We start from the raw sequence: 22,519 nt of genomic DNA on the forward strand, positions 1-22,519 counted from the left end.
TTTGAATTTAAAAGTTGTGAAACAAGATCTTAAAATCTTATTTATTTGATATAAACTTTATTCTACGTCGTTAAATGAATTTACTTTATATATTAATCTAAGTTTAACCGGGTCTTTTTTCGAATTAGGATATTCCTCACTATTAACCCTTTGTTCAAATACTTTCATTATATCTAAATCCAAATCATCTTTAACGGCATAAGTTATTTCGTTTTTTTTCTTTTTTAACTCAAATTCTACCATTAATTTGCCAGATTTCATCGAATTTTTAAATAATTCATCGAATATTTTATCTGTTTTTTTTATCAGCAATTCAATATCTTCAAAGGAGCTATTTTTATTTAACTCTTCATCAGAACTTAAAAGAATAACCTTCTCCAGAGTTGTTTCTTTTATTCCTTTAGAAACAGAATCAATTTCTTTTCCATTTTGATACTGTGTAGTAGCAACATAATTGTTGTTTGTAGATTTTGGAGCTTCATCTAACCACAGTAGTTTTAAATCTTTTTTTAGCAGATTTAAAATATAATTATGCTTTTCTGTTTCTACAATTAATAAAGGTTCCTCAATATCAAATGATATTACAGACCAATAATATTTTAGCTCATTTTCGTTGGCTTTTCGAATGGTGTATTCACTTGAAACTTCATTTTTAAATTCATCCCAAATTATTTTGGAGTCAGTCATATCCTGGCTCATTTTACCATCTAATATTACATCGTCTACATGAAATTGAATTTCTCCACCTTCTATTTTTTGTATTTTTTCATTGGCTTTAAATCTTTTCCAGAGTTCAGGGCCAATGATAAGATTGTTTTGTAGTATTTTATAATCGTTGTTTTCTGATAAATTTTCGCTAATTAGTTTTTTAGCTTTTTCAACGGTTTTCGCATCAGCATATTTATAAACGACACCTTTTGGAATTGAGATCGTTTCATTCTTTTGTGCATGCGATAAAAAACTTATAAAAACGAGAACAATTAGAATTATTTTTTTCATTTTTTATTAGTTTAAAAATACATGGATTGATTTTAATTTTTTCAAAACTAATTAATTTAATTAATCGATTTTTACGTGATACCGTAATGTAACCATAAATTAATAAAAGATAGAAGAAAGTCTTTTAATGATTGCTGTTTAGGGAATAGATCTTTGAGAGTTTATTGAAATTTAACTGAATCTTTTTTTGACTTTGGATGTTTTTCGAAATTAATTATAAAATCCCTCGTGCCTTAATCTCCAAATACTTATTAATAGCATCTAAAGTCAGATTCTCCGGTTGCGTCAAAACCGAATGTATTCCATATTTCTTCAATTCGTTGGCGATTAAGCGTTTTTCGAACATGAATTTTTCAGCTATGACTTTATCATAAATTTCCTGAACAGTATCTGTTTTTTTGTTGATGATGGCATTTAGCTCTGTATTACTAAAGAAAACAACCACTAATAAATGGCTTTTTGCAATTCCTTTTAAGTAAGGTAATTGTCTGTTTAAACCATCCATTGTTTCGAAGTTAGTATACAAAATAATCAAGCTTCTCTGATTGATATTTTTCTTTATATCAACATACAATCGGCTGTAATCACTTTCAAAAAAATCAGTTTTGATGTTGTATAAAGTCTCCAGAATTTTTTGCATTTGTGAAGATCTTCTTTCGGCAAAAACTCTGTTTTCTACCTTTTTAGAGAAAGCAAAAATTCCGGCTTTGTCTTGTTTTTTCAGAATAACATTTGATAAAACCAAAGTCGAGTTTATAGCATAATCCAATAAACTCAAACCATCAAAAGGCATTTGCATCACACGGCCTTTATCAATCGCCATATAAACTGATTGTGATTTTTCATCCTGAAACTGATTTACCATCAGCGCGTTTTTCTTTGCCGTTGCTTTCCAGTTTATGGTTCGCAAATCGTCTCCCTGAACATATTCTTTTATTTGTTCAAACTCCATGGTGTGACCAATTCGACGAATTTTCTTGATTCCGTATTGATACAAATTATTCGAAAAAGCCAGCAAATCGTATTTCTTCAATTGAATGTACGAAGGATAAGTCGGCACCATTTGATCTTTATCGAAAGTAAATCTGCGAGAAATTAATTTTAAAGGGGAAGAAACATAGATATTTAAATTCCCAAAATAATATTCTCCTCGCTCCGTCGGGCGTAAATCATAACCGAATTCTTTTTGAGTAGAAGCCGGAATCGTTTTTATGATTTTGAAATCACGAACCTGGAACTGAAACGGAATTTCATCAATAATTTTAATCGAAATCGGAAAAGTATAACCGTTTTTAATTGTAATCTGAATGGGATTTAAATCGCCGTTTGAAAGCTTTTCTGGTGTTTTTCTTGAACCTTCAATTCCTTTTGATAAATATAAAAGCAATATATCAAGACCCAAAAACGTGGTTAAAACCAAAATAATAAACCAAACACTGTTGTATAAATTCGGTAAAATAAAAGCGCAAACAAACATTCCTATAATCCCTAATAGAATATAGAAAAAGAAGTTATTGAGATAAAGGCTTTTTATGAATTTCATGGTTTTTAGTTTCAAGTTTTTATTGTTTCAGGTTTCAAGTTTCGAGTTAACTTATAACCCATAACTCATATCTACCTGGGAATCTCTACTGTTTCAAGAATTTGCTTGATAATTTCAGAACTGGTAATGCCTTCCATTTCACGTTCAGGAGTTACAATAACACGGTGTTGTAAAACAGGAATTGCCGCTTCTTTGACATCTTCCGGAGTTACGAAATCGCGGCCACGAATGGCTGCAAAACCTTTGGCTGCGTTCAAAATTGCGATTGAGGCACGTGGTGAAGCTCCTAAATATAAAAAAGCATTTTCTCTGGTGTTAACTACAATTCTGGCGATATATTCTAAAAGATTTTGTTCGACTCTGATTTGTTTCACTAAACCTTGATATCCTTTTATTTCTTCAGCAGAAAGTATCGTTTTAATAGCTTCCAGTTTTCCGTGATCCTGCAATAAATGCTCTCTCTGGATGATCAGAATTTCTTCATCTAATTTTGGATAATCTATTGTTATTTTGAATAAAAAACGGTCTAATTGTGCTTCAGGCAAACGGTACGTTCCTTCCTGTTCAATTGGGTTTTGCGTTGCGATAACCAAAAATGGAGTTTCCAATTGAAAGGCTGATCCATCAATTGTAATCTGGCGCTCTTCCATAACTTCAAAAAGGGCAGCCTGTGTTTTAGCAGGAGCACGGTTGATCTCATCAATTAAAATTAAATTGGAGAAGATAGGACCTTTTTTGAATTCAAATTCAGAATTTTTTAAATTGAAAATTGAAGTTCCCAATATATCTGATGGCATTAAATCCGGTGTAAACTGAATTCGGCTAAAGCCAATATTCAATGTTTTGGATAATAATTTTGCCGTAATCGTTTTGGCAACTCCCGGAACACCTTCCAACAAAACATGTCCGTTTGATAAAATCGCAACCAAAAGCTGATCAATCATTTTTTGCTGACCTACAATAACAGTTTCTAATTCTGTTTTAATAGCATTTACATGCTCCAAAAGCGGCGCTAAATTTATTCTGGTTTCAAAATTCACATTTTCATTTGTGATTTCGGTTTCTGGGGTATTGATATCGTCCATGGTTTGGTATGTTTTCTTTTAAATGAATTTTTATTTTTTTTTGCCACAGATTAAAGGATTATTTTTTCTTTAATCTGTGAAAATGATTTAATCTGTCAAATATTTTTTATCTAATGTAAAATTTTCTCGATAGCGTTATTAATTCTGATTAAATCTTCTTCGAGACTTCCGTGATAACTATTTCGATGTTCGTTAATCAGAAAAACCAATTCCTGAATATCGGCTATATCTTTTCCTGTTTTATGATGTAGTTTTTGAATAAAAACATCATCAATTTTCGTTGTGTCGATTAAATATTCATTTCTCATTTTCTCCAGAAAATAAATGATTTTTTTATCAATTAGATTTTCATGATCACCTTCCTGATAATATAAATTCCCAATCGTTTTAGTGAAATCGACTGTTAAATTTGGTAAAGGTTTTAATATCGGAACAATTCTTTGTTTTCGTTTGGCATTAAAAATAATAAAAATCAGAATTCCGATTAAGCTTAAATACCAGGCCCATTTCAGCGCAGGCTGACTGTGAATATAACGCAAAGGAGAATGCGAAATCGATTTGTCGTTTTGCAATTTGGTATACCAAAAAACATCACCTTTTGGTATATAGGACATCACATTTTCAGCATATTGAAAATGGTCTTTTTTTAATAGATGAAAGTTCGTAAACGCCGCTGGCTGAGTATGCAGGTAAAAATTACCATCTTTATAAGGAACTTTTATAAAATTGATGTGTCTTTCTTTTTTCTCATTGCTTTGATATCCTAAAACTGTTGTATTTGCAGTATCGATTTTAGAAAAATAATCTTCTACAGCCTGTTGGAAAACGTATTTTTTAGAACTTACATTCTTATTTGCCATCCAGATTATATTGTTTTTTGGCTGGTGGAATTCAAATTTGGTATCAATTTTCAGGCTGTCCATTAAGGCTTCCGGAAATGTTCTCATGCTTAAAAAAGCATTATTTCCGCGTGAAACAAAATAAAAAAGTTCTTTAATCGATTGTTCATCAATATTTTCAAGATCTGAAATGCTTAAGAAAGTCCCTTGTATTTTGTAATTTTCAACCAAAGTATCAGCATCGTATTTAGAATCTAAATATTCATAAGGTGTTACATTGGCAATTCTTTCAATTTTCTGATTTTTTAAAAGCGGCTTAATTTCTTTGTTCAGAATAAATAATCCGTACGGAATTTTATCGTGTACAGAAAATGTTGGTCGCCAGTCGATAGGTTTTTTCTCGTCGCGGTCTGATATTAGGATTAAGGCTAAAGCAAAAACCAGGATAGCGATATAAATTTTGATCGATTTATTCATTGCTAAAGGTTTTTATAGATTTCTTAAAGCGGTTTTCGGCCTTTGTAAAAGTGGTTTCATCAATTTCAAATTCGCCATACCAAATATAATTGTACAAGTAGGAGAGATAGGTGAAATCTTCTCTGTAAACCGGACTTTTTATTTCGTATAGATAATCAGAATTGGTTTTTTCGATATCCCATTCGATGTAATTATTTTGCGCCATCACTTTTAGTAACCAAAGATAATAGTAACGAATGGCAAGTCTTTTTTCTCCGTTCTGAATACTTTCCTGTATTAATTTTTTAAAATCCAGTAAATGAATATTTTTCTCGATATCAGAATATTGAATGGCCCTTTTACTGGCATTTTTTCCAAAAATCCATTGCCCTTCTTTATTGATTAATGCCTTTACTATTAAATAAATCACCACAATAATTACTAAAACAGCCAATATTCTTAATGTAATAATGGTAACGGTGATAGAAGTTTTTGCATCACTAAAAGAGAAAATTTTTCTCAGTAAGTTGGCAATCCATTCTTTAATATTATCCCAAATACCTCTTTCCGGTGCTTTTGGTTCGTAATTAAATTCCGGATCGCTATATTTTTTTTTGAAGTTTTTTGAAAATGTTCTGGCTTCAATCGTATCTGAATCAATCTGAATATCCTTTTCAGTATATTTTATAGCAGCCACTTTTGGAGGTTCGGCTTCCGCCAAAGTATCCTGAGCATATGAGATACTAAAGCAAAAAAAGAAAGATAAAATAAGAAAAATTCTCTTCATTATTGGATTCTGTTAAGTCAATTTGGCTGATAATTGTTGTGCTTTTTTGTGTACTATAAAAGGGTAAACTAAATAATAATAGGAGATTAAACTCAAGGTTGATAGTATTATAAGAATGCTTAACCAAATAGGCATGTCAATAGAATATCGGGTAATAAAACCTTCCAGAAAACCGGCCATAAAAGTAAATGGAAGTGTGCTTAGGTAGATTTTGAAACTGTTTTTGAATCCAATTTTAAAAGAATTTAATCTCGAAAAAGTCTTAGGAAAAAGGATAGAAGCGCCAAAAATAAACCCGGCTGCCGACTCAATTACAATGGCAAAAATTTCCATAGAACCGTGTATCCAAATTCCGCGAACACTTTTCCAGAAAACACCATGCTCGAAGAAAAAATACTGAAAGGAACCCAGCATAATACAGTTTTGTAACAGGTAATAGAAAGTGCCAAGTCCGCCAAAAATGCCATAAAAATAGCATGCCGCTCCCACCTGAATATTGTTTACCGTAATACCAATAAAAGTTCCCCAGTTGGCAGAAGAACCATAAACAGCCATCGGATTTCCTTTTTTGATGTTTTCCAGCGTCATGTTCACATAATCATCGCCCATAATTAATCTGGTAAAATCAGGATCATAACGGGCAGAAATAGCGCCTATAGCAACGAAAGCAAAAAAGAAAACAAAAGCATATACTAAATACCTTTTGTATTCATAAATAAGCAACGGAACTTCGGTTACAAAAAACTCGAGAAGTCTGTTTTTTTCGGTTCGTTTCGTTTTATATATTTTTTGATAAATCTGAGAAGCAAGATGATTTAAGTAAATAACCGTTTTACTTTTTGGATAATAAGTTTGCGCATAGGCGAGGTCATTCATCATTTGAATGTACAAATTAGCTAACTCATCAGGATTTTTTTTAGCTTTACCAAAAATAGCGAGTTCAAACTCCAGCCATTTTTCTTTATTTTGTTTTATGAAGGCAACTTCTCTCATTGTAGGCTAAAATATAAAATATGTCAGAATTATCTATTAATACAACACAAAATGTTAAAATAAATTTTATTGCTGCCTCTGTTGGCGAGCGATTGGGGTCTTATATTATTGATTTAATCATTAAAGGATCTTATTTACTGGTTGTTGGTTTGGTACTTTTTTATTTTTTTCATTTTGAAAGAGTGCTCGATTCATTGGATACCTGGTCGATCAGAGCGGTTGTTTTTATTATAAGCTTCCCTATTTTGATCTATACGATTACTTTAGAAAGTGTTTTTGAAGGACAAACTTTTGGTAAAAAACTATTAAAAATAAAAGTGGTTAAAATTGATGGTTATCAGGCTGGCTTTGGAGATTATTTTATCCGTTGGTTTTTTAGATTGGTTGATTTTTCGATTATGGGTGGAATGGTCGCTTTGATATCTATAGTTACAAGTAAAAAGTCACAACGATTAGGCGATATGGCAGCGGGAACAGCTGTTATTACTTTAAAAAACAGAATTAATATTAGTCATACAATTCTTGAAGAAATTGGAACTTCTTATGTACCGACCTATCCTCTGGTTATTAAATTATCTGATAATGATATGCGAATCATAAAGGAAACGTTTCAGAAAGCAGTGAAGAAAAATGATCATGAAATTATTTATAAACTGGTTGCCAAAATTGAAAGTGTAACCGGAATTAAAAACCAATCTGGCGATAATAGCGATTTTATTAAAGTGGTTTTGAAAGACTATAATTATTATACTCAGAATATGTAATTCTAAGCTACTAAGTTTCCGAGATTCTGAGTTACTAAGTTTTTTATACTTATGTTTTGTAAATTTTTCTTTTGACTTTTTATAAATCTCCTTTTAAAAATGAATGCCATAGCCCTGATGGGAACGGCATCCTTTTATGGTGGACAGCAGGAATTAGCTCCTGAAAAATCTTATTCTTATTTGTAATCTATAATGGTTTTTGTAAGATGATTTCTTAACTTTGTTAAGAACGTTAATTTTTCAAATTTAATTTAATCTAAATACCATGAAAATAAAGAAAGTTATTGCAGCAATTTTGATGTTGTTTGTATCTGTTTTTGCTTTCGCTCAAGGTGGAAAAAAACTGGATAAAATTATTAAAAAAGATTATACAATTATTGAATGTACAATTGCTAAAATGTCGGATCAAACGGTTGAATATTCATTGCCAGGAGAAACACTACAAATTTCACTAGCTGTTTCGCAAATTGCGAGAATTGATTTTGGAAGTGGCCGTTCACAAACTTTTGATACTTCGTCTGCAAGTAATGCCGCGCCAAGCAGTTCTGGTCAGGCTGTAGCTGCGGCAGAAATGAAACCAAATACAATTGCAGTTTTGCCTGTACCATATGTAAATTCAGATACACAACAAGAATCTGAAGACATGGCGAAATTTGCACAAAACGATATGTATAACAAATTGTTAGATAAATCGGCTAATATTTTTCCGTTAACTGTTCAGGATTTAAGAACAACAAATAGTTTATTGCACAAAGCCGGAATTGATCATACGAATATCGATGAAACGCCAGTTGCAGATCTGGAAAAAATTCTTGGAGTTGATAATATTGTAGCGGCAAAAATTTCGTATACTATGTCAACTAGTTCAACCGCATCTACTTATGGAGGCGGAAGTACGACAATAAGTAACAATGATAAAAAGGTTAAATCGAGTGATTATTCGACTACAACGGCTAATACGCAAATGTATTATTACTATAATGTGTATTTTGATATGTATAAAAATACCACAAAAATTTATTCGCAAACCCGTAAACCTTTCCTTAATTTGAAAGACAGCTGGATCGATTCGATTACCTATTTGTTGAAAAGAAGTCCGATTTATACTAAGAAATAAACTTTAAGAGACAAGAAACAAGAATAAAGAGAATACAATAAAGAGAATACAATAAAGAGTAAAGAAGCAAGAGTAAAGAAGCAATATTGCTACCTTTGCCCCTCTGTTCCTTTGAACCTTTGAACCTAAAAAAAATGTTTCACTTACTAGATATTATCGGTACAATGGCTTTTGCCATGTCTGGCGCATTAACGGCAATGCATAAAAAACTGGATCCGTTTGGAGTTTTTATTATTGCTTTTGTGACGGCCGTTGGTGGTGGAACACTCCGCGATGTTTTAATTGGGAGAACTCCGGTGGGCTGGATGAAAGATTTGCAATACGTTTATGTGATTATTTTAGGTTTTTTTCTTGCGATTCTTTTCCGTAAAAAGTTTGAAAAATTAAGAACCTCTTTGTTTTTATTTGATACAATTGGTTTAGGCGTTTTTACTTTAATTGGACTGGAAAAAGGGATTTCGAAAGGATTACATCCAGTAATTTGTATAGCTTTAGGAACTATGACAGCTTGTTTTGGAGGTGTAATTCGGGATATTTTATGTACCGAGATTCCAACAATTTTTAGAAGAGAAATCTATGCTACGATTTGCATTTTTGGCGGAATCGTGTTTTTCGCATTAAGAAGCCTGAATCTAGATAACGATGTTTTATATTTACTGACTTCGGTTGTGATTATTACCGTACGTTTGCTGGCGGTAAAATTCAAATGGTATTTACCGGCATTCAGTCATAAATAAGATTTTATAAAATAATAATTGAATATTTTAGCCACGAATTAACGAATTTTATTGTTTTTTTGTTAATGATAATTCGTGAATTCGTGGCTATTTTTTCACTTGAAGAAATAATTAACCGGATTTGAGAATGAGTGAATTCTCTATAAAAAAATACGATCAAAACGATTATGCCATCTGGAACGATTTTGTCGCTCTGGCCAAAAATGCTACGTTTTTATTTCATCGTGATTTTATGGAATATCATCAGGATCGTTTTGAAGATTTTTCGCTTTTGGTTTTTGAAAATGGAAAACTAAAAGCAGTTTTGCCCGCCAATATAAAAGGAAAATCGGTGCACTCTCATCAGGGATTAACTTATGGAGGTTTATTGTTTTCGTCTAAATTGAAGGCAGAAAAAGTCGAGTCAATTTTAGATGAAATTTTATCTTTTTTAAAGAAAAATACAATTGAAGCTTTTCATTATAAACCCATTCCGTCTTTTTACTTTTCGAAAGGGAATCAGGAAATAGACTTTTTTTTGCATAACAAAGGCGCTTTTCCAGAAAGAAAGGAAATGAATATGGCAGTTAACCTGCAATTGCCTTTGCACATTTCTAAAAGTAAAATGAAGCATTTTAGAAGGATTGAGAATCTTGATTTGGATATTATAGAAGAAAAGGATTTTGAACCTTTTTGGGAAATAATTCTGGAGCCAAGATTATTGGAGAAATTCAATGCAAAACCCGTTCATACTAAAGAAGAAATAACTTTATTAAAGCAGAAATTCCCTGAAAAGATCAGGCAATATTCTGTTTATCAAAATGATGAGATTATTGCGGGAATAACTATTTTTGAAACGGAGAATGTTGTCAAATCGCAATACGGCGCCACTTCTGAAAAAGGCGAGCAAGTAAGAGCACTAGACTTTTTATTCATTAATTTGATGCATAAATACAAACGTAAAGGCAAGAAGTTTTTTGATATGGGGATTGTAAATTCAGAGGATGAAAAAGGGTATCATCCCGGACTTTTGCAACAAAAAGAAGAATTAGGCTGTGCTGTTTACAATCAGGATTTTTATAAAATCGATATTAAATGATACCATTTCTGGATCTAAAAAAAATAAACGAACCTTATGAAACTGCTTTTCAGGAAAAACTGAAACTGGTTTTAAACAACGGCTGGTATATTTTAGGGAAGGAATTGGAAACTTTTGAAAAGGCTTTTGCCGAATACAACCAAACTAAATATTGCATTGGAGTAGGGAATGGTTTTGATGCCTTAGTCCTGATATTCAAAGGCTACATTCAGTTAGGAAAACTGCAGAAAGGTGATGAAGTTATAGTTCCGGCAAACACTTATATTGCCAGTATTTTGGCTATTTTGCAGGCCGAATTAATTCCCGTTTTGGTCGAGCCAAGATTAGAAACCTACAACATCAATCCCGATTTAATACGGGAGAAAATCACAACAAAAACAAAAGCCATTTTAGCTGTTCATTTATACGGACAATTAGCTGAAATGGAGAAAATAAATGAAATTGCAATTCAAAATAATTTTATTGTTGTTGAAGATGCTGCGCAATCACATGGAGCTGTCTCAAATTCCAAAGATCAAATTCCAAATTCCAAACTTGACGGAAATATAAAATCAGCAAAGGCGCATAGCTTTTATCCAGGAAAAAATTTAGGATGTCTGGGCGATGGGGGAGCGATTACGACAAACGATTCAGAACTCGCTAAAGCCCTTTTCTCACTTCGAAATTATGGATCTGAACAGAAATATCATAACGAATACATCGGTATAAATTCCAGATTAGATGAATTGCAGGCAGCTTTTTTAAATCTAAAATTACCGAATTTAGATACTGATAATGATAACCGTCGTGCGATTGCAAAACGCTATTTATCTGAAATCAAAAATGATAAAATAATACTTCCATTTTGGGATTTTTCGAGTAATCACGTGTTTCATTTGTTTGTGATAAGAACTGAAAACCGTGAAGCTTTAAAGGAATATTTAAGGCAAAATAATATTCAGACTGTCATTCATTATCCAGTTCCGCCACACAAACAAAAGGCGTTTCAGGAGTGGAATAATTTGTCATTTCCAATTACGGAAAAAATCCACAACGAAGTTTTGAGTTTACCAATGAGCCCGATTTTAACGGATACTGAAGTCGATTTTATTATTGAAATTTTAAATCAGTATTAATTCGTGTCCGATAGTAAATCTTCATATCACCAAATTCTAAAAGCGACTTCACTTTTTGGAGGCGTTCAGTTTTTCAATATTTTAATTTCGATTGTCAGAACCAAATTAATAGCAGTTTTTATCGGCCCGGCCGGTCTGGGGATTATTGCTTTGCTGAATTCAACTTTGAGTGTCATAAGCAGTATTTCGGGCTTCGGAATCGAAACCAGCGCTGTAAAAAATATCTCGGAAGAGTATAAAAATGACGATTTAAAAACCGTTTCAAAGACTATTCAAATAGTAAAAAGAATTGTTTTTTTTACTGGCATTCTCGGAATGTTGCTGACGATTCTTTTTTCAAAAGCATTGAGCATCATTACTTTTGGAGATTCGAGCCAGACTTATTCGTTTACATTGATTGCAATAACCGTTTTATTTAAGCAATTATCATCGGGTCAATTAGCCGTTTTGCAAGGTTTAAGACAGATGAAATTGTTGGCCAAAGCCAATTTATGCGGCAATTTATTCGGGCTGCTTTTTTCGATTCCGCTGTATTACTTTTTAAGAGTTGATGCTATAATTCCAACCATAATAATTGCCTCATTATCAGCTTTAATTTTCTCTTTTTATTATTCGAATAAAATCAAAACAGAAAAAGAAAAAGTTTCTAATTTGATGCTTTTATTAGAAGGAAAATCTATTGTAAAATTGGGTTTTATGCTGACGATAAGTAGTGCTTTAGCGCTTTTATCAACGTATTTGGTTCAGATTTATATCGGGAAAAACGGAGGTTTAGAGCAAGTCGGATTTTACAACGCCGGTTTTACGTTGCTGAATTCTTATGTCGGAATAATTTTTACTGTTATGAGTACTGATTATTTCCCGAAATTATCTTCTATTAATTTTGATAATGAGAAGGTTAGAGAAAGTGTTATTCAACAAGCATTCATTTCAATCATTATTATAACGCCGATTATTGTTTTGTTTTTGACTTTCATTTCAGTTATAATTCCAATTATATATACTGCAAATTTTAACGCTATAATTCCTATGGTTTGTTTCGGAATTTTAGGAATGTTGTTTCGTGCCGTTTCCTGGGCTATGGGTTTCATTTTAATTGCAAAAGGTGATTCAAAAATGTTTATTAAAACGGCAATTGGTTTTAATATTTTGTCTTTAGTCATGAATATTTCAGGTTATTATTTTTATGGATTAGGAGGTTTAGGATTTAGCTTTTGTCTTTATTTTTTATTCCATTTTATTGGATTAAAAATCATTACCAAAAATCGTTATGATTTCTATTTTAATGCCGATTTTTATAAAACGTATTTCGTTTGTTTTGTGATTTGCATAAGTACATTTTTACTTCGATATATCGAAATCCCAGTTTTAAAATACAGCTTAATGACTTTGATGATTTTAATTTCGTTTGCTTTCAGTTTTTATCAACTGAATAAAAAGATGAATGTATGCGAAATATTTACGTCATTTGTTCAGCGAAAAAAAGATAAAAATGATTCAGAACGGTTATAGAAAATGTCACTCTTTTTATCATAAGTTCCAGTTTTACTGCAAAGTAAACTGGATCAAAACGCTGTACTTCAATTTTAAGAAATTCCCTTTTGAAACGGCTAAAAAGCTTCCGGTTTTCTTTTATGGAAAAGTAAAATTTGCTTCGATAAAAGGAGAGATCCATATTGAAGGGAAGATCCAAAAAGGAATGATTGGTTTTGGCCAGCCTTACGAACTGAATTCGGCTCATAAAGGTACCGCTGAAATTTTTATATTAGGAAAATTGACTTTCAAAGGAAAGTTCCAATTTGGTAAAGATTGTTTTGTTTTTGTTGGCGAAAATTCCGTTTGCGAACTTGGAAATATGGCTTCAATGGCATCAGGCGGAAAAATAATTTGTACCGAAAAAATTGTTCTGGGAGATTATGCAAGATTTGGTTCTGAAACTCAAATTATCGATACCAATTTCCATGATTTAATTGATACCAAAACTGGCGAAAAACTGCAAAAATCGGCACCCATTTTTATTGGAAATTATAATTTTGGAAGTAACAGGGTTTCGATTATGAAAGGAACTCAAACGCCGGATTTTTGCACGATTGCATCAAATAGCTTGTGTACCAAAGATTATAAAAATTTAGGAGAAAATATTTTGATTGGTGGAGTTCCAGCAAAATTGATTAGAAATAATATTTCAAGAGATTGGGAAGGCGAGAAGCAACAATTGGATGATTTTTTAACGATTTGATTTAAGATTGATATTAAAAGAGAAGTCCCATCGGGACGTCATGTTTATAGAAACATAATTTCATATTTTCCAAAACCCCATCGGGGTGACATGTTAAATTTACACAAAGTAAAGATGTCGCTCCGCTGGAGCTTTAAATCGGAATCAAATAATTTTCTATAAACATTTTGCTCCGCTGGAGCTTTCTCATTTTGATGGCAATTATCTTTGGATTATGAGAAAATTATTCGAAATCTATGTGTTATTTCCAATAAAAGATACTTGCAAAACAACTTATAATCAGCTGTTTTAAAAGCTAAAATCATTTCAAAATGCATTCGTTTTAAAATTGCTTTATGCTCAATTTTAGATTTATTTAAAGCAATCGCTTTCTGAATTATTAAATAGGTCGAATAATTTATTTTCTTAGATCGGGCATCATTTTTAATAAAAAAATGAGTTCCAAATGAAGTGGTCGAAATCCTTTTTTTGATTAAAATTTCATCAATATAATCAAAATCATAAAATCGGGAAGCCCTAATCCAAAGATCTAAATCTTCGTAAGCCAGATTTTCATCATAACCATTCAAAGTATCAAAAATTGATTTTTTGACCATTGATGAAACCGAGCAAATACTATTTCCGCCAGTAATAACATTCAAATAAATATCTCCGGTTGCTCTTTTTTCGATTGTTTTTTTATGGGAACCAACAGGGAAATAATAAAAATAGAAATCACCTTTTTCACTAATTAATTCGGCATTTCCATAAACAACACCTAAGTTTTTAAACGAACTTTCCTGAAAAGCCTTTAGTTGTAAAGAAACGCAATTGGGGAGTAAAATATCATCGCAAGCCAAATCAATGATATAATCGCCTTTAGCTAATTTTAATGCTTTATTGAAGGATTTTGTGCTTCCTAAATTGGTTTCATTCGCGATAAATTGAATTTCAGGATAATCAACAAGCCATTTTTCGATTACTTCTCTTGAATTATCGGTACTAAAATCATCCACAACAATCACTTCAACAAAAGGATAATCCTGGTTTATTGCCGAAAAAAAACTCTCCACAACATACTTTTCCTGATTGTAACACAAGCAAATAATGGTCACTAATGATTTATCTTGCATATTGTTTTTAAAGAGTTATATATTTGATACGAAAATAAGAAATCACGGATGATAATGGCTCACAAAAAAAAGAAAATTGCTTTAATTGGTTATCGCTTAAGCGGAGGCGGGAGCGATAAAGTGATGGCGAATTTGTCTATTTTTTTTGAAAGACAGGATTTTGAAGTGGATATTATTATTGTTTTGGATGAAGTTACTTTTCCGTATTTGGGAAAGCTGGTAAATCTCGGATTACTCAAAAACAAAAGCAACGGATTCTTCAACAAAATCAAAAGATTTTGGGCTTTACGAAAGTATCTGAACGAAAATGAATTTGATTTTATTATAGACTTTCGTTTTCGAACTAAAATGATTCAGGAACTTATTTTAGCGAGGTTTATTTACAATACCAAGACCATTTTTACCGTTCATAGTTTTTTGATCGATCATTATATGCCAAATAATTCGTGGTTAACGAGATTGATGTACAATCATTGTTTAGCTAATGTGGCAATTGTAAATGAAATGAAAACATTGATTGAAAATAAACATCAATTAAAAAATGTAGTTACCATTCACAATCCAATTTATTTGGAGGAAATCCAGGATAAACAGCATGAAAATATAGAATTTGTTTTCGATTTTATAATTGCTGTTGGGCAATATGAAAACGAAATAAAACAGTTTGATAAATTGATTTCAAGTTATGCGAAATCTGATTTAGCTCAGAAACAAATTCACTTGATTATTGTTGGAAACGGTGATGAATCAAAGCTTAGGGAGGTAGTATTAAAAAAGAATATAACCGATTTTGTTCATCTTATTGGGTATCAAAACAACCCTTTTAAATATATAAGCAAAGCTGTTTTTTTAGTTTTGAGCAGTAAAAATGAAGGGTTCCCGAATGTTATTTTGGAATCTTTGGCTTGTGAGACTCCAGTTATTTCTTTCGATTGTGATTTTGGACCAAGAGATATGATTAGTTCATTTGAAAACGGAATTTTGGTCGAAAATCAGAATTGGGAAAAATTGACGGAATCCATGAATTTATTGGTTTCGGATGAAGTTTTATATCAACATTGCAAAGAAAATACACTTGAAAGTATTCAGCCCTTTTTATTAGAAAAAATTGGGCAAGAATGGCTACATTTACTCAAAGCCAATTAAAATATGACGACAATTCAGGACATAGCATTAATAAAAATTCCGGTTGTAGAAGACTTAAGCGGGAATTTGGCTTTTATTCAAAACGATATTTTACCGTTTGAGTTCAAACGGGTTTATTATCTTTTTGATGTGCCGAGCAGTGCTTTTCGTGGTGGCCATTCGCATATTGAACAGCATGAGATTTTGATCGCATTAAGTGGAAGTTTTGAAGTAACTTTAAACGACGGCACTAACAAAAAAAGCTATTTGCTGAACAAACCCAATATTGGTTTGCATCTTCCAAAAGGAATTTGGCGAGAACTGGAAAATTTCTCTTCCGGTGCAGTTTGTCTGGTTTTGGCTTCTGATGTTTTTGAAGAATCCGATTATATTCGGGATTATGATGTTTTTTTGAAATCTAAAAAATGAGACTGCTTTACATTATTCCTAAAATAAAAGTGGCTGGCGGAGTTGCCAGAGTTCTGGCTATTAAGGCCAATTATTTTGTGGAGCATTTTGGTTATGAAATTCATGTTTTATCTCAAAATGAAGAGGGTATTCAACCCTTTTATGATTTTGATTACGATGTCATCTTTCATAATATGATTTTGAAAGGCAATATTTTTAAGTTCTTCAATTCTTTTCAAAAAGAAATTAATCAAAAGATTAGCGAAATAAAACCAGATGTTATTTTGGTTGCTGATAATGGTTTAAAAGCATTTATTTTTCCTTTTATAGCCAAAACTAAAGTTCCAATTGTATTCGAATGTCATGGTTCAAAATTTATTGAAGAAGAAATTCAGGAGACGAATTTTATTTCAAAATCAATTAAAAAATTAAAATATCGATTCAAAGATTTTGGTGCTCAAAAATTTACCAAAATGGTTGCTTTATCTGATGAAAATTTAAAAGAATGGAATGTCAGGAATGTTGTTGTAATTCCGAATCCATCCTGGATAAAAAGCAAAAAAACTGCTGATTTAAAACAGAAAAAAGTAATTGCAGTTGCGCGAAATTCCTACGAAAAAGGTTTAGATCGATTGTTGTTGATCTGGAAGGGAATTGGCGAAAAATACCCTGATTGGACTTTGGATATTTATACGGATGACGTCGATACTTTAGAGCAAGAAGCAATAAAATTGGAGATAGAATCGGGAATTAATTATCTGCATTTTGTAAAAAATATTCAGAAGAAATATCTGAAAGCTTCTATTTGTGCGATGACTTCCAGAACAGAAGGCTTTCCAATGGTTTTATTGGAAGCAATGGCTTCTGGTTTGCCTTGTATCGCATATGATTGTCCGACTGGACCGCGAGCGATAATTACAAATGCCGAAAATGGTTTTTTAATCCCGGATAATAATATTGAAATGTATGTTGGGAAGCTTTCTTTTTTAATTGAAAATGAAGAAGTAAGATTGAAATTTGGTCTGGACGCTAAAGAAACTTCAAAAGAGTATTCAGTCAAAATAATAATGGAGCAGTGGAGGAATTTTTTAGAGGGTTTGAATTCTAATTAAGCTTTTTTAAACTGCAAAAATACCCCAACTTATAAAGATCAAACAAAAACAAAGAAGGGTTTTCAGAAAGTAAATTTTGTTCGATTTTTGTTATATTTTTTTTGAAAAGGAAAACTGAAAATTTCGTTAGTTTTAGTTTTTTCAAAAATTCAAATGCTTTGATAATTTTACTGTCTTCTGAAGAGATTTTCTTTGAATTATAAATAAAAACAAGGTTTTCCAAAGCTATTTTCGTTTTATTCAAAAATACTTCTGAAGTTTCTAAATTCAAATGAAAAGTGGGATTTTCAATTCGGGAGATCTCAAAATTGTTTTTCTTCAAAACAGAGAAAAAACACAAATCTTCATAACCGTATTTTGTAATAGATTCTTCAAAAGGATGTTGCAGAAAAACTTCTTTTTGGATCACTAAATTAGAAGTTAAAAGAGAATAAGTTTCTCTTTTTTGTCCATAAGTCCAACGCAAAAGCTGCTCTTTTTGAGGCTTTTTATCTTCATAAATAATTCCGCCAAAAATTATATTTTTTGATGAATCGGAAATAGTATCAGTATATTTTTGAATGAAATTATCTTCAGCCGGAAAAGTGTCACAATCTAAAATTAGCAACCAATCGTATTTTGTCTTTTGAGCTAAGGAATTAATGTTTTTTCCTCTTCCTAAATTAACTTCATTTATAAAAAATGAACAATTTGAAAGGAGATTAACTTCTTGATTGAGAATATTTTTTGGTGAATTTGACGCGTCATCCTGACAAAGAATTTCATAAGTAATTCCACTATCATTACATTGCTTTACTAACTCATTTACAAGTGGTAAAACAGTATAATTATAAACCGGAATTAAGATGGAAAGCATTACACGGAGCGTTGCACCACTTCGAAGATTCTTTCATCTTCGCACTTTAAAGTTTTAGATGGGAATTTCATTAACAAAGCATAATCGTGCGTTGCCATGATAACCGTTTTGCCAAGTGCATTAATATTTTTCAATACTTCAAGAACTTCGGAACTCGTTTGTGGATCAAGGTTTCCGGTTGGTTCATCGGCTAAAATAAATTCAGGATCATTCAATAAAGCACGTGCAATCGCGACACGTTGTTGTTCACCTCCAGAAAGTTGATGTGGCATTTTATTAACGAAATCTTTCATACCAACTTTATCCAGAACTTCATCGATTTTGTGTTCCATGGCTTCTTTTTCAGTCCATCCCGTTGCCTTCAAAACAAACAACATATTGTCTTTTATAGAACGGTCCGGAAGCAATTTAAAGTCCTGAAATACAATTCCAATTTTACGTCTCAAATACGGGATGTCACTTTCTTTTAGAGTTGCCAGGTCAAACTCAACTATATGACCTTCACCTTCGCTTAAAGGTAAATCTGCGTATAAAGTTTTTAAGAAACTACTTTTTCCGGAACCAGTTTTTCCAATGATGTAGATGAATTCGCCATGCTGAACATCTAAATTAATATGAGATAAAATTTTTCTTCCTTCCTGATATATAGTGACTTCTTTAAGAGACAGTACGGTTTGTGACATAATAAAATTGATTTGATTGGTAAAAGTAAGAAGTTAACGGTTGGATTCAAAATAAATTTCAATCATTTCTGATAAAATATTGAAATGAAAATTTTTCACCATATAAGTGATATAAGGTCATTTTAGCAAATTGTGGAAAAGATTTTATTACGAATAATGTTTAACCATATAAGTGATATAAGTGCATTTTAATGGATTGTGGTAAAAGTTTTTTATTTCGAAAAACTTATATGATCTTCAGAGTTGTATACGTTGATAAAAACCTCTAGCTTATAATTACTTATATCACTAATATGATGGAAAAATACCCGCTCAGAAGCTGTTAAATGTGGTATGTTAAATTTTTTGTTCATAATAAATGCGAGAAACGTTTCGTTATAGACGGTATAAAATGATACATTTGAATACTAAATATAATTACAATGCGTAAACTTTCCTGGTTCTTTTTACTCCAAATAATCCTCATTTCGACCACAGTTTCGGCACAAAAATCAGCTATATATACATACGATTTAAAGGATTTTGACAAAGCACTAGCTTTATATAATGATAAACAATATGCTTCGGCACAACATATTTTTGAATATGTAAAAAACCACGCTACAACTGAAGAAGTTCAGTCAGACTGCGCCTATTACATCGCTAATTGTGCCATCAGAACCAATCAGGCAAATGCCGATGCGTTGATGGAAAAATTTGTGAGCGATTATCCAACAAGTACCAAACAAAATCAGGCTTATATTGAAGTAGCTCAGTTTTTCTTCGAACAGGGAAATTACCCAAAAGCGTTGCAATGGTTTGATAAAGTAGATGAAAGTTACATGAGTAAAGCTGATTCTGATAAATTCAATTTTCAGAAAGGATACAGTTATTTCAATGCTAAAAAGAAAAAAGAAGCAACAACTTATTTCAATAAAGTGGTAAACTCTCCTGAATTTGGTTCTCAGGCCAAATATTACCTGGGATTTATGGCTTATGAAGGTGACGATTATAAAGAAGCTACCAAATATTTTGATGAAGTTTCAGGCGAAGAAAAATACAAAGAAAAGCTATCGTACTATCAGGCAGATATGAATTTCAAGTTAGGAAATTTCCAAAAAGCAATTGATTTAGGCCAGAAAGCAATGGCGAAATCAAATGAAATAGAAAAGTCAGAACTGAATAAAATTATTGGAGAAAGTTATTTCAATCTAAAACAATATGGCAAGGCGATTCCGTTTTTAGAGCAATATGCAGGTAAAAAAGGAAAATGGAATAATACCGATTTCTATCAGTTAGGTTACGCTTATTATGAGCAAAAAGAATACGAAAAAGCAATTTCTCAATTCAATAAAATCATTGAAGGAAAAGATTTCGTAGCGCAAAATGCCTATTATCATTTAGGATTGAGTTATTTAAATACAGGCAAAAAACAAGAAGCTTTAAATGCTTTTAAAAACGCTTCTGAAATGGAATTCAACGCGCAAATTCAGGAAGATGCAGCTTTGAATTATGCTAAATTGAGTTATGAAATAGGAAATGCATATCAAACCGTTCCAGGAATTCTACTTGATTTCTTAAAAAAATATCCAAACAATTCAAGCAAAGCCGAAGTAGAAAAACTTTTGGTTGATTCATATATTTCGTCTAAAAACTATAAAGAAGCTTTGGTTTTATTGGAGAAAAATAGATCTGCTGAGAATAAAGCAGCTTATCAAAAAGTGCTTTTTTACAGAGGATTGGAGTTGTATAATGAATCCAATTATGCAGAAGCCGGAAAAATGTTTAAAAATGCCATCAGCGAACAGAAAACACCTGAGTTTACAGCACGTGCAACTTTCTGGAAAGCGGAAACAGAATATCTTTCAGAGGATTTTCAGAATGCGTTGTTGACCTACAAACAGTTTGCGGATCAGGCAGCAGCAAAATCGACAGAAGAATATAAAAACATCAATTATAATATTGGATACACCTATTTTAAATTGAAGGAATACGATCAGGCTGCAACTTCATTTCAGGCTCAAATTGATAATGCTCCAACTGATAAATCACGTTTGAATGATTCGTATTTACGTTTGGGAGATTGTCGTTTTGTAACTTCAAAATACAGCGCCGCAAATGAAGCATACGCAAAAGCAATTGCAGCAAAAGGTGTTGATGCCGATTATGCTCAATTTCAAAAAGCAATTTCATACGGTTTCATGTCTAAAAATGATAAGAAAGTAGAAGAGTTGAATAATTTTCTTCAGATGTACAAAAAATCAGAGTATCGTGATGACGCTTTGTATGAATTGGGAAATACATATGTGGCCGAGAAAAAGAATGATCAGGCGATTAAAACCTATGATCAGTTGATTTCAGAATATAAAAATGGTTCGTTTACCTCAAAATCAATTCTAAAACAAGGTCTGATTTACTACAATTCAGATCGTGATGAACAGGCTTTGGTGAAATTCAAAAAAGTAGCGGCAGAATTCCCAAAAACGCCAGAAGCTTTAGAGGCTGTTTCTACAGCAAGATTAATTTATGTTGATTCAGGAAAAGTAGATGAATATGCGACTTGGGTACGTACTCTTGATTTTGTGTCGGTTACAGATGCTGAATTGGATAACGATACTTACGACGCTGCTTTCAAACAATACAGTCAAAATAACAGCAAACAAGCGATTACTGGTTTTAGTGGTTATGTGAGTAAATTTCCGTCAGGCTTACACGCACTTGAGGCTAATTTTTATTTGGCACAATTGCTTTATGCAGAAGGTTCAGAGGTTAAATCTATTGCTAGTTATCAATATGTGATTGATCAGCCAAGAAGCGAATTTACTGAGCAATCTTTAAATAAATTAGCTCAGATTTACCTGAAAGCAAAGGATTGTGATAAATCGATTCCGGTATTAGTTCGCTTAGAAAATGAATCCGATTCTGCTCAAAATAAAAACTTCGCACAAGCTAATTTGATGAAATGTTATTATGACAAAAAAGATTATGATAACTCGGTAATTTCAGCTGATAAAGTATTGCAGAATCCAAAAGCAGATGCGAATGTAAAAGCAGATGCCCAGATTATCGTAGCGCGTGCCGCAATGCAGACGGGCGATGAAGACAAAGCTAAAACAGCTTACGCGAAATTATCAACGACTTCTAAAGGAGAATTAGCGGCAGAAGCTTTGTATTACGATGCGTACTTTAAAACTAAAGAAGGAAAATTTGAAGCTTCGAATGTTTCAGTTCAAAAATTAGCTAAAAATTATTCAGGTTATAAATATTACGGAGCGAAGAGTTTGGTCTTAATGGCGAAAAACTTCTACGGATTAAAAGATAGTTATCAGGCAACTTACATTCTGGACAACGTAATCAATAATTTCACAGATTTCCCGGATGTAGTTGAAGAAGCTAAAAAAGAATTAAGTGCGATTAAGTTGGAAGAATCAAAAACGAATTCGTCTATTACAAAATAAGAATTGAGAATAAGAAAAAAGAAGCCAAGAAGAA

The 22,519-nt window shown here is 32.0% G+C and carries 20 protein-coding genes; 11 read left to right on the plus strand and 9 right to left on the minus strand.

From position 1 onward, the window contains the following. Positions 1-57 precede the first annotated feature (57 nt). The 6 genes from Q7C23_RS15410 to Q7C23_RS15435 all read right to left on the minus strand — a co-directional run bounded on the left by Q7C23_RS15410 (position 58) and on the right by Q7C23_RS15435 (position 6,702). Positions 58-999, minus strand: coding sequence for a hypothetical protein (locus Q7C23_RS15410; RefSeq protein ID WP_375033373.1), 942 nt, complete (start codon positions 997-999; stop codon positions 58-60). Positions 1,000-1,213: 214 nt separating this feature from the next. Then, positions 1,214-2,542: a DUF58 domain-containing protein gene (locus Q7C23_RS15415; protein WP_375033374.1), complete on the minus strand. Its 1,329-nt coding sequence runs from the start codon at positions 2,540-2,542 to the stop codon at positions 1,214-1,216. Positions 2,543-2,613: 71 nt separating this feature from the next. Beyond that, positions 2,614-3,627: an AAA family ATPase gene (locus tag Q7C23_RS15420; RefSeq protein ID WP_375033375.1), complete on the minus strand. Its 1,014-nt coding sequence runs from the start codon at positions 3,625-3,627 to the stop codon at positions 2,614-2,616. A 110-nt stretch (positions 3,628-3,737) separates the two neighbouring features. Further along, the gene (locus tag Q7C23_RS15425; protein WP_375033376.1) at positions 3,738-4,943 is read right to left on the minus strand and encodes a DUF4350 domain-containing protein; all 1,206 of its coding nucleotides are present in this window, start codon (positions 4,941-4,943) and stop codon (positions 3,738-3,740) included. Beyond that, positions 4,936-5,709, minus strand: coding sequence for a DUF4129 domain-containing protein (locus Q7C23_RS15430; RefSeq protein WP_375033377.1), 774 nt, complete (start codon positions 5,707-5,709; stop codon positions 4,936-4,938). Before Q7C23_RS15430 ends, Q7C23_RS15425 begins: the two co-directional genes overlap by 8 nt. 12 nt (positions 5,710-5,721) lie before the next feature. Further along, positions 5,722-6,702 (minus strand): stage II sporulation protein M, encoded by a 981-nt coding sequence (locus Q7C23_RS15435; protein ID WP_375033378.1) that lies wholly within the window; start codon positions 6,700-6,702, stop codon positions 5,722-5,724. Between the two features lie 20 nt (positions 6,703-6,722). Here Q7C23_RS15435 and Q7C23_RS15440 point away from each other — a divergent pair, with 20 nt between their 5' ends. The 7 genes from Q7C23_RS15440 (at position 6,723) to Q7C23_RS15470 (ending at position 13,752) form a co-directional block, all read left to right on the plus strand. Next, positions 6,723-7,466: an RDD family protein gene (locus Q7C23_RS15440; protein WP_375033379.1), complete on the plus strand. Its 744-nt coding sequence runs from the start codon at positions 6,723-6,725 to the stop codon at positions 7,464-7,466. A gap of 265 nt (positions 7,467-7,731) precedes the next feature. Beyond that, positions 7,732-8,583, plus strand: coding sequence for a hypothetical protein (locus Q7C23_RS15445; RefSeq protein ID WP_375033380.1), 852 nt, complete (start codon positions 7,732-7,734; stop codon positions 8,581-8,583). Positions 8,584-8,717: 134 nt separating this feature from the next. Then, positions 8,718-9,320: a trimeric intracellular cation channel family protein gene (locus Q7C23_RS15450; protein WP_194657611.1), complete on the plus strand. Its 603-nt coding sequence runs from the start codon at positions 8,718-8,720 to the stop codon at positions 9,318-9,320. A gap of 127 nt (positions 9,321-9,447) precedes the next feature. Continuing rightward, a complete protein-coding gene (locus Q7C23_RS15455) occupies positions 9,448-10,398 on the plus strand; it encodes a FemAB family protein (protein WP_375033381.1) in 951 nt (316 codons plus the stop codon). Then, a complete protein-coding gene (locus Q7C23_RS15460; RefSeq protein WP_375033382.1) occupies positions 10,395-11,513 on the plus strand; it encodes a DegT/DnrJ/EryC1/StrS family aminotransferase in 1,119 nt (372 codons plus the stop codon). Before Q7C23_RS15455 ends, Q7C23_RS15460 begins: the two co-directional genes overlap by 4 nt. 3 nt (positions 11,514-11,516) lie before the next feature. Next, the gene (locus Q7C23_RS15465; protein ID WP_375033383.1) at positions 11,517-13,025 is read left to right on the plus strand and encodes an oligosaccharide flippase family protein; all 1,509 of its coding nucleotides are present in this window, start codon (positions 11,517-11,519) and stop codon (positions 13,023-13,025) included. Further along, complete coding sequence (locus Q7C23_RS15470) at positions 13,006-13,752, plus strand: acyltransferase (RefSeq protein WP_375033384.1); 747 nt, start codon at positions 13,006-13,008, stop codon at positions 13,750-13,752. The genes Q7C23_RS15465 and Q7C23_RS15470 overlap by 20 nt, the downstream gene beginning before the upstream one ends. A gap of 212 nt (positions 13,753-13,964) precedes the next feature. Here Q7C23_RS15470 and Q7C23_RS15475 read toward each other — a convergent pair whose 3' ends face one another. Next, a complete protein-coding gene (locus tag Q7C23_RS15475; protein WP_375033385.1) occupies positions 13,965-14,864 on the minus strand; it encodes a glycosyltransferase family 2 protein in 900 nt (299 codons plus the stop codon). A 54-nt stretch (positions 14,865-14,918) separates the two neighbouring features. On the opposite strand from Q7C23_RS15475, the gene Q7C23_RS15480 reads away from it, so the two are divergent. From Q7C23_RS15480 to Q7C23_RS15490, 3 genes are read left to right on the plus strand one after another with little or no spacing between them, the layout of a single operon-like run. Continuing rightward, entirely contained in the window at positions 14,919-16,010 is a 1,092-nt protein-coding gene (locus Q7C23_RS15480) for a glycosyltransferase (protein ID WP_375033386.1), read from the plus strand. A 3-nt stretch (positions 16,011-16,013) separates the two neighbouring features. Beyond that, positions 16,014-16,418, plus strand: a complete 405-nt coding sequence (locus tag Q7C23_RS15485; RefSeq protein ID WP_375033387.1) for an FdtA/QdtA family cupin domain-containing protein — start codon at positions 16,014-16,016, stop codon at positions 16,416-16,418. After that, complete coding sequence (locus tag Q7C23_RS15490) at positions 16,415-17,509, plus strand: glycosyltransferase family 4 protein (protein WP_375033388.1); 1,095 nt, start codon at positions 16,415-16,417, stop codon at positions 17,507-17,509. The genes Q7C23_RS15485 and Q7C23_RS15490 overlap by 4 nt, the downstream gene beginning before the upstream one ends. Here the strand turns inward: Q7C23_RS15490 and Q7C23_RS15495 are convergent. Both Q7C23_RS15495 and Q7C23_RS15500 read right to left on the minus strand, forming a co-directional pair. Further along, the gene (locus Q7C23_RS15495; RefSeq protein ID WP_375033389.1) at positions 17,502-18,365 is read right to left on the minus strand and encodes a glycosyltransferase family 2 protein; all 864 of its coding nucleotides are present in this window, start codon (positions 18,363-18,365) and stop codon (positions 17,502-17,504) included. The two genes, Q7C23_RS15490 and Q7C23_RS15495, sit on opposite strands and share 8 nt — an antisense overlap. Further along, positions 18,365-19,048 (minus strand): cell division ATP-binding protein FtsE, encoded by a 684-nt coding sequence (locus Q7C23_RS15500; RefSeq protein ID WP_074656568.1) that lies wholly within the window; start codon positions 19,046-19,048, stop codon positions 18,365-18,367. The genes Q7C23_RS15495 and Q7C23_RS15500 overlap by 1 nt, the downstream gene beginning before the upstream one ends. A gap of 422 nt (positions 19,049-19,470) precedes the next feature. On the opposite strand from Q7C23_RS15500, the gene Q7C23_RS15505 reads away from it, so the two are divergent. After that, positions 19,471-22,485 carry a tetratricopeptide repeat protein gene (locus tag Q7C23_RS15505; protein WP_375033390.1) on the plus strand — a complete coding sequence of 1,005 codons (3,015 nt, stop codon included), beginning with the start codon at positions 19,471-19,473 and terminating at the stop codon, positions 22,483-22,485. Positions 22,486-22,519 lie beyond the last annotated feature (34 nt).

The sequence above is a fragment of the Flavobacterium sp. LAR06 genome (assembly GCF_041946075.1).
GTDB lineage: Bacteria > Bacteroidota > Bacteroidia > Flavobacteriales > Flavobacteriaceae > Flavobacterium.

Bases quoted from the DNA above. Each gene is read 5' to 3' on its own strand.
- Q7C23_RS15420 (WP_375033375.1), bottom strand. From the start codon at position 3,627: ATGGACGATATCAATACCCCAGAAACCGAAATCACAAATGAAAATGTG.
- Q7C23_RS15415 (WP_375033374.1), bottom strand. From the start codon at position 2,542: ATGAAATTCATAAAAAGCCTTTATCTCAATAACTTCTTTTTCTATATT.
- Q7C23_RS15500 (WP_074656568.1), bottom strand. From the start codon at position 19,048: ATGTCACAAACCGTACTGTCTCTTAAAGAAGTCACTATATATCAGGAA.
- Q7C23_RS15440 (WP_375033379.1), top strand. From the start codon at position 6,723: ATGTCAGAATTATCTATTAATACAACACAAAATGTTAAAATAAATTTT.
- Q7C23_RS15430 (WP_375033377.1), bottom strand. From the start codon at position 5,709: ATGAAGAGAATTTTTCTTATTTTATCTTTCTTTTTTTGCTTTAGTATC.
- Q7C23_RS15445 (WP_375033380.1), top strand. From the start codon at position 7,732: ATGAAAATAAAGAAAGTTATTGCAGCAATTTTGATGTTGTTTGTATCT.
- Q7C23_RS15480 (WP_375033386.1), top strand. From the start codon at position 14,919: ATGGCTCACAAAAAAAAGAAAATTGCTTTAATTGGTTATCGCTTAAGC.
- Q7C23_RS15435 (WP_375033378.1), bottom strand. From the start codon at position 6,702: ATGAGAGAAGTTGCCTTCATAAAACAAAATAAAGAAAAATGGCTGGAG.
- Q7C23_RS15495 (WP_375033389.1), bottom strand. From the start codon at position 18,365: ATGCTTTCCATCTTAATTCCGGTTTATAATTATACTGTTTTACCACTT.
- Q7C23_RS15475 (WP_375033385.1), bottom strand. From the start codon at position 14,864: ATGCAAGATAAATCATTAGTGACCATTATTTGCTTGTGTTACAATCAG.
- Q7C23_RS15425 (WP_375033376.1), bottom strand. From the start codon at position 4,943: ATGAATAAATCGATCAAAATTTATATCGCTATCCTGGTTTTTGCTTTA.
- Q7C23_RS15470 (WP_375033384.1), top strand. From the start codon at position 13,006: ATGATTCAGAACGGTTATAGAAAATGTCACTCTTTTTATCATAAGTTC.
- Q7C23_RS15450 (WP_194657611.1), top strand. From the start codon at position 8,718: ATGTTTCACTTACTAGATATTATCGGTACAATGGCTTTTGCCATGTCT.
- Q7C23_RS15410 (WP_375033373.1), bottom strand. From the start codon at position 999: ATGAAAAAAATAATTCTAATTGTTCTCGTTTTTATAAGTTTTTTATCG.
- Q7C23_RS15455 (WP_375033381.1), top strand. From the start codon at position 9,448: ATGAGTGAATTCTCTATAAAAAAATACGATCAAAACGATTATGCCATC.
- Q7C23_RS15485 (WP_375033387.1), top strand. From the start codon at position 16,014: ATGACGACAATTCAGGACATAGCATTAATAAAAATTCCGGTTGTAGAA.
- Q7C23_RS15505 (WP_375033390.1), top strand. From the start codon at position 19,471: ATGCGTAAACTTTCCTGGTTCTTTTTACTCCAAATAATCCTCATTTCG.
- Q7C23_RS15460 (WP_375033382.1), top strand. From the start codon at position 10,395: ATGATACCATTTCTGGATCTAAAAAAAATAAACGAACCTTATGAAACT.
- Q7C23_RS15490 (WP_375033388.1), top strand. From the start codon at position 16,415: ATGAGACTGCTTTACATTATTCCTAAAATAAAAGTGGCTGGCGGAGTT.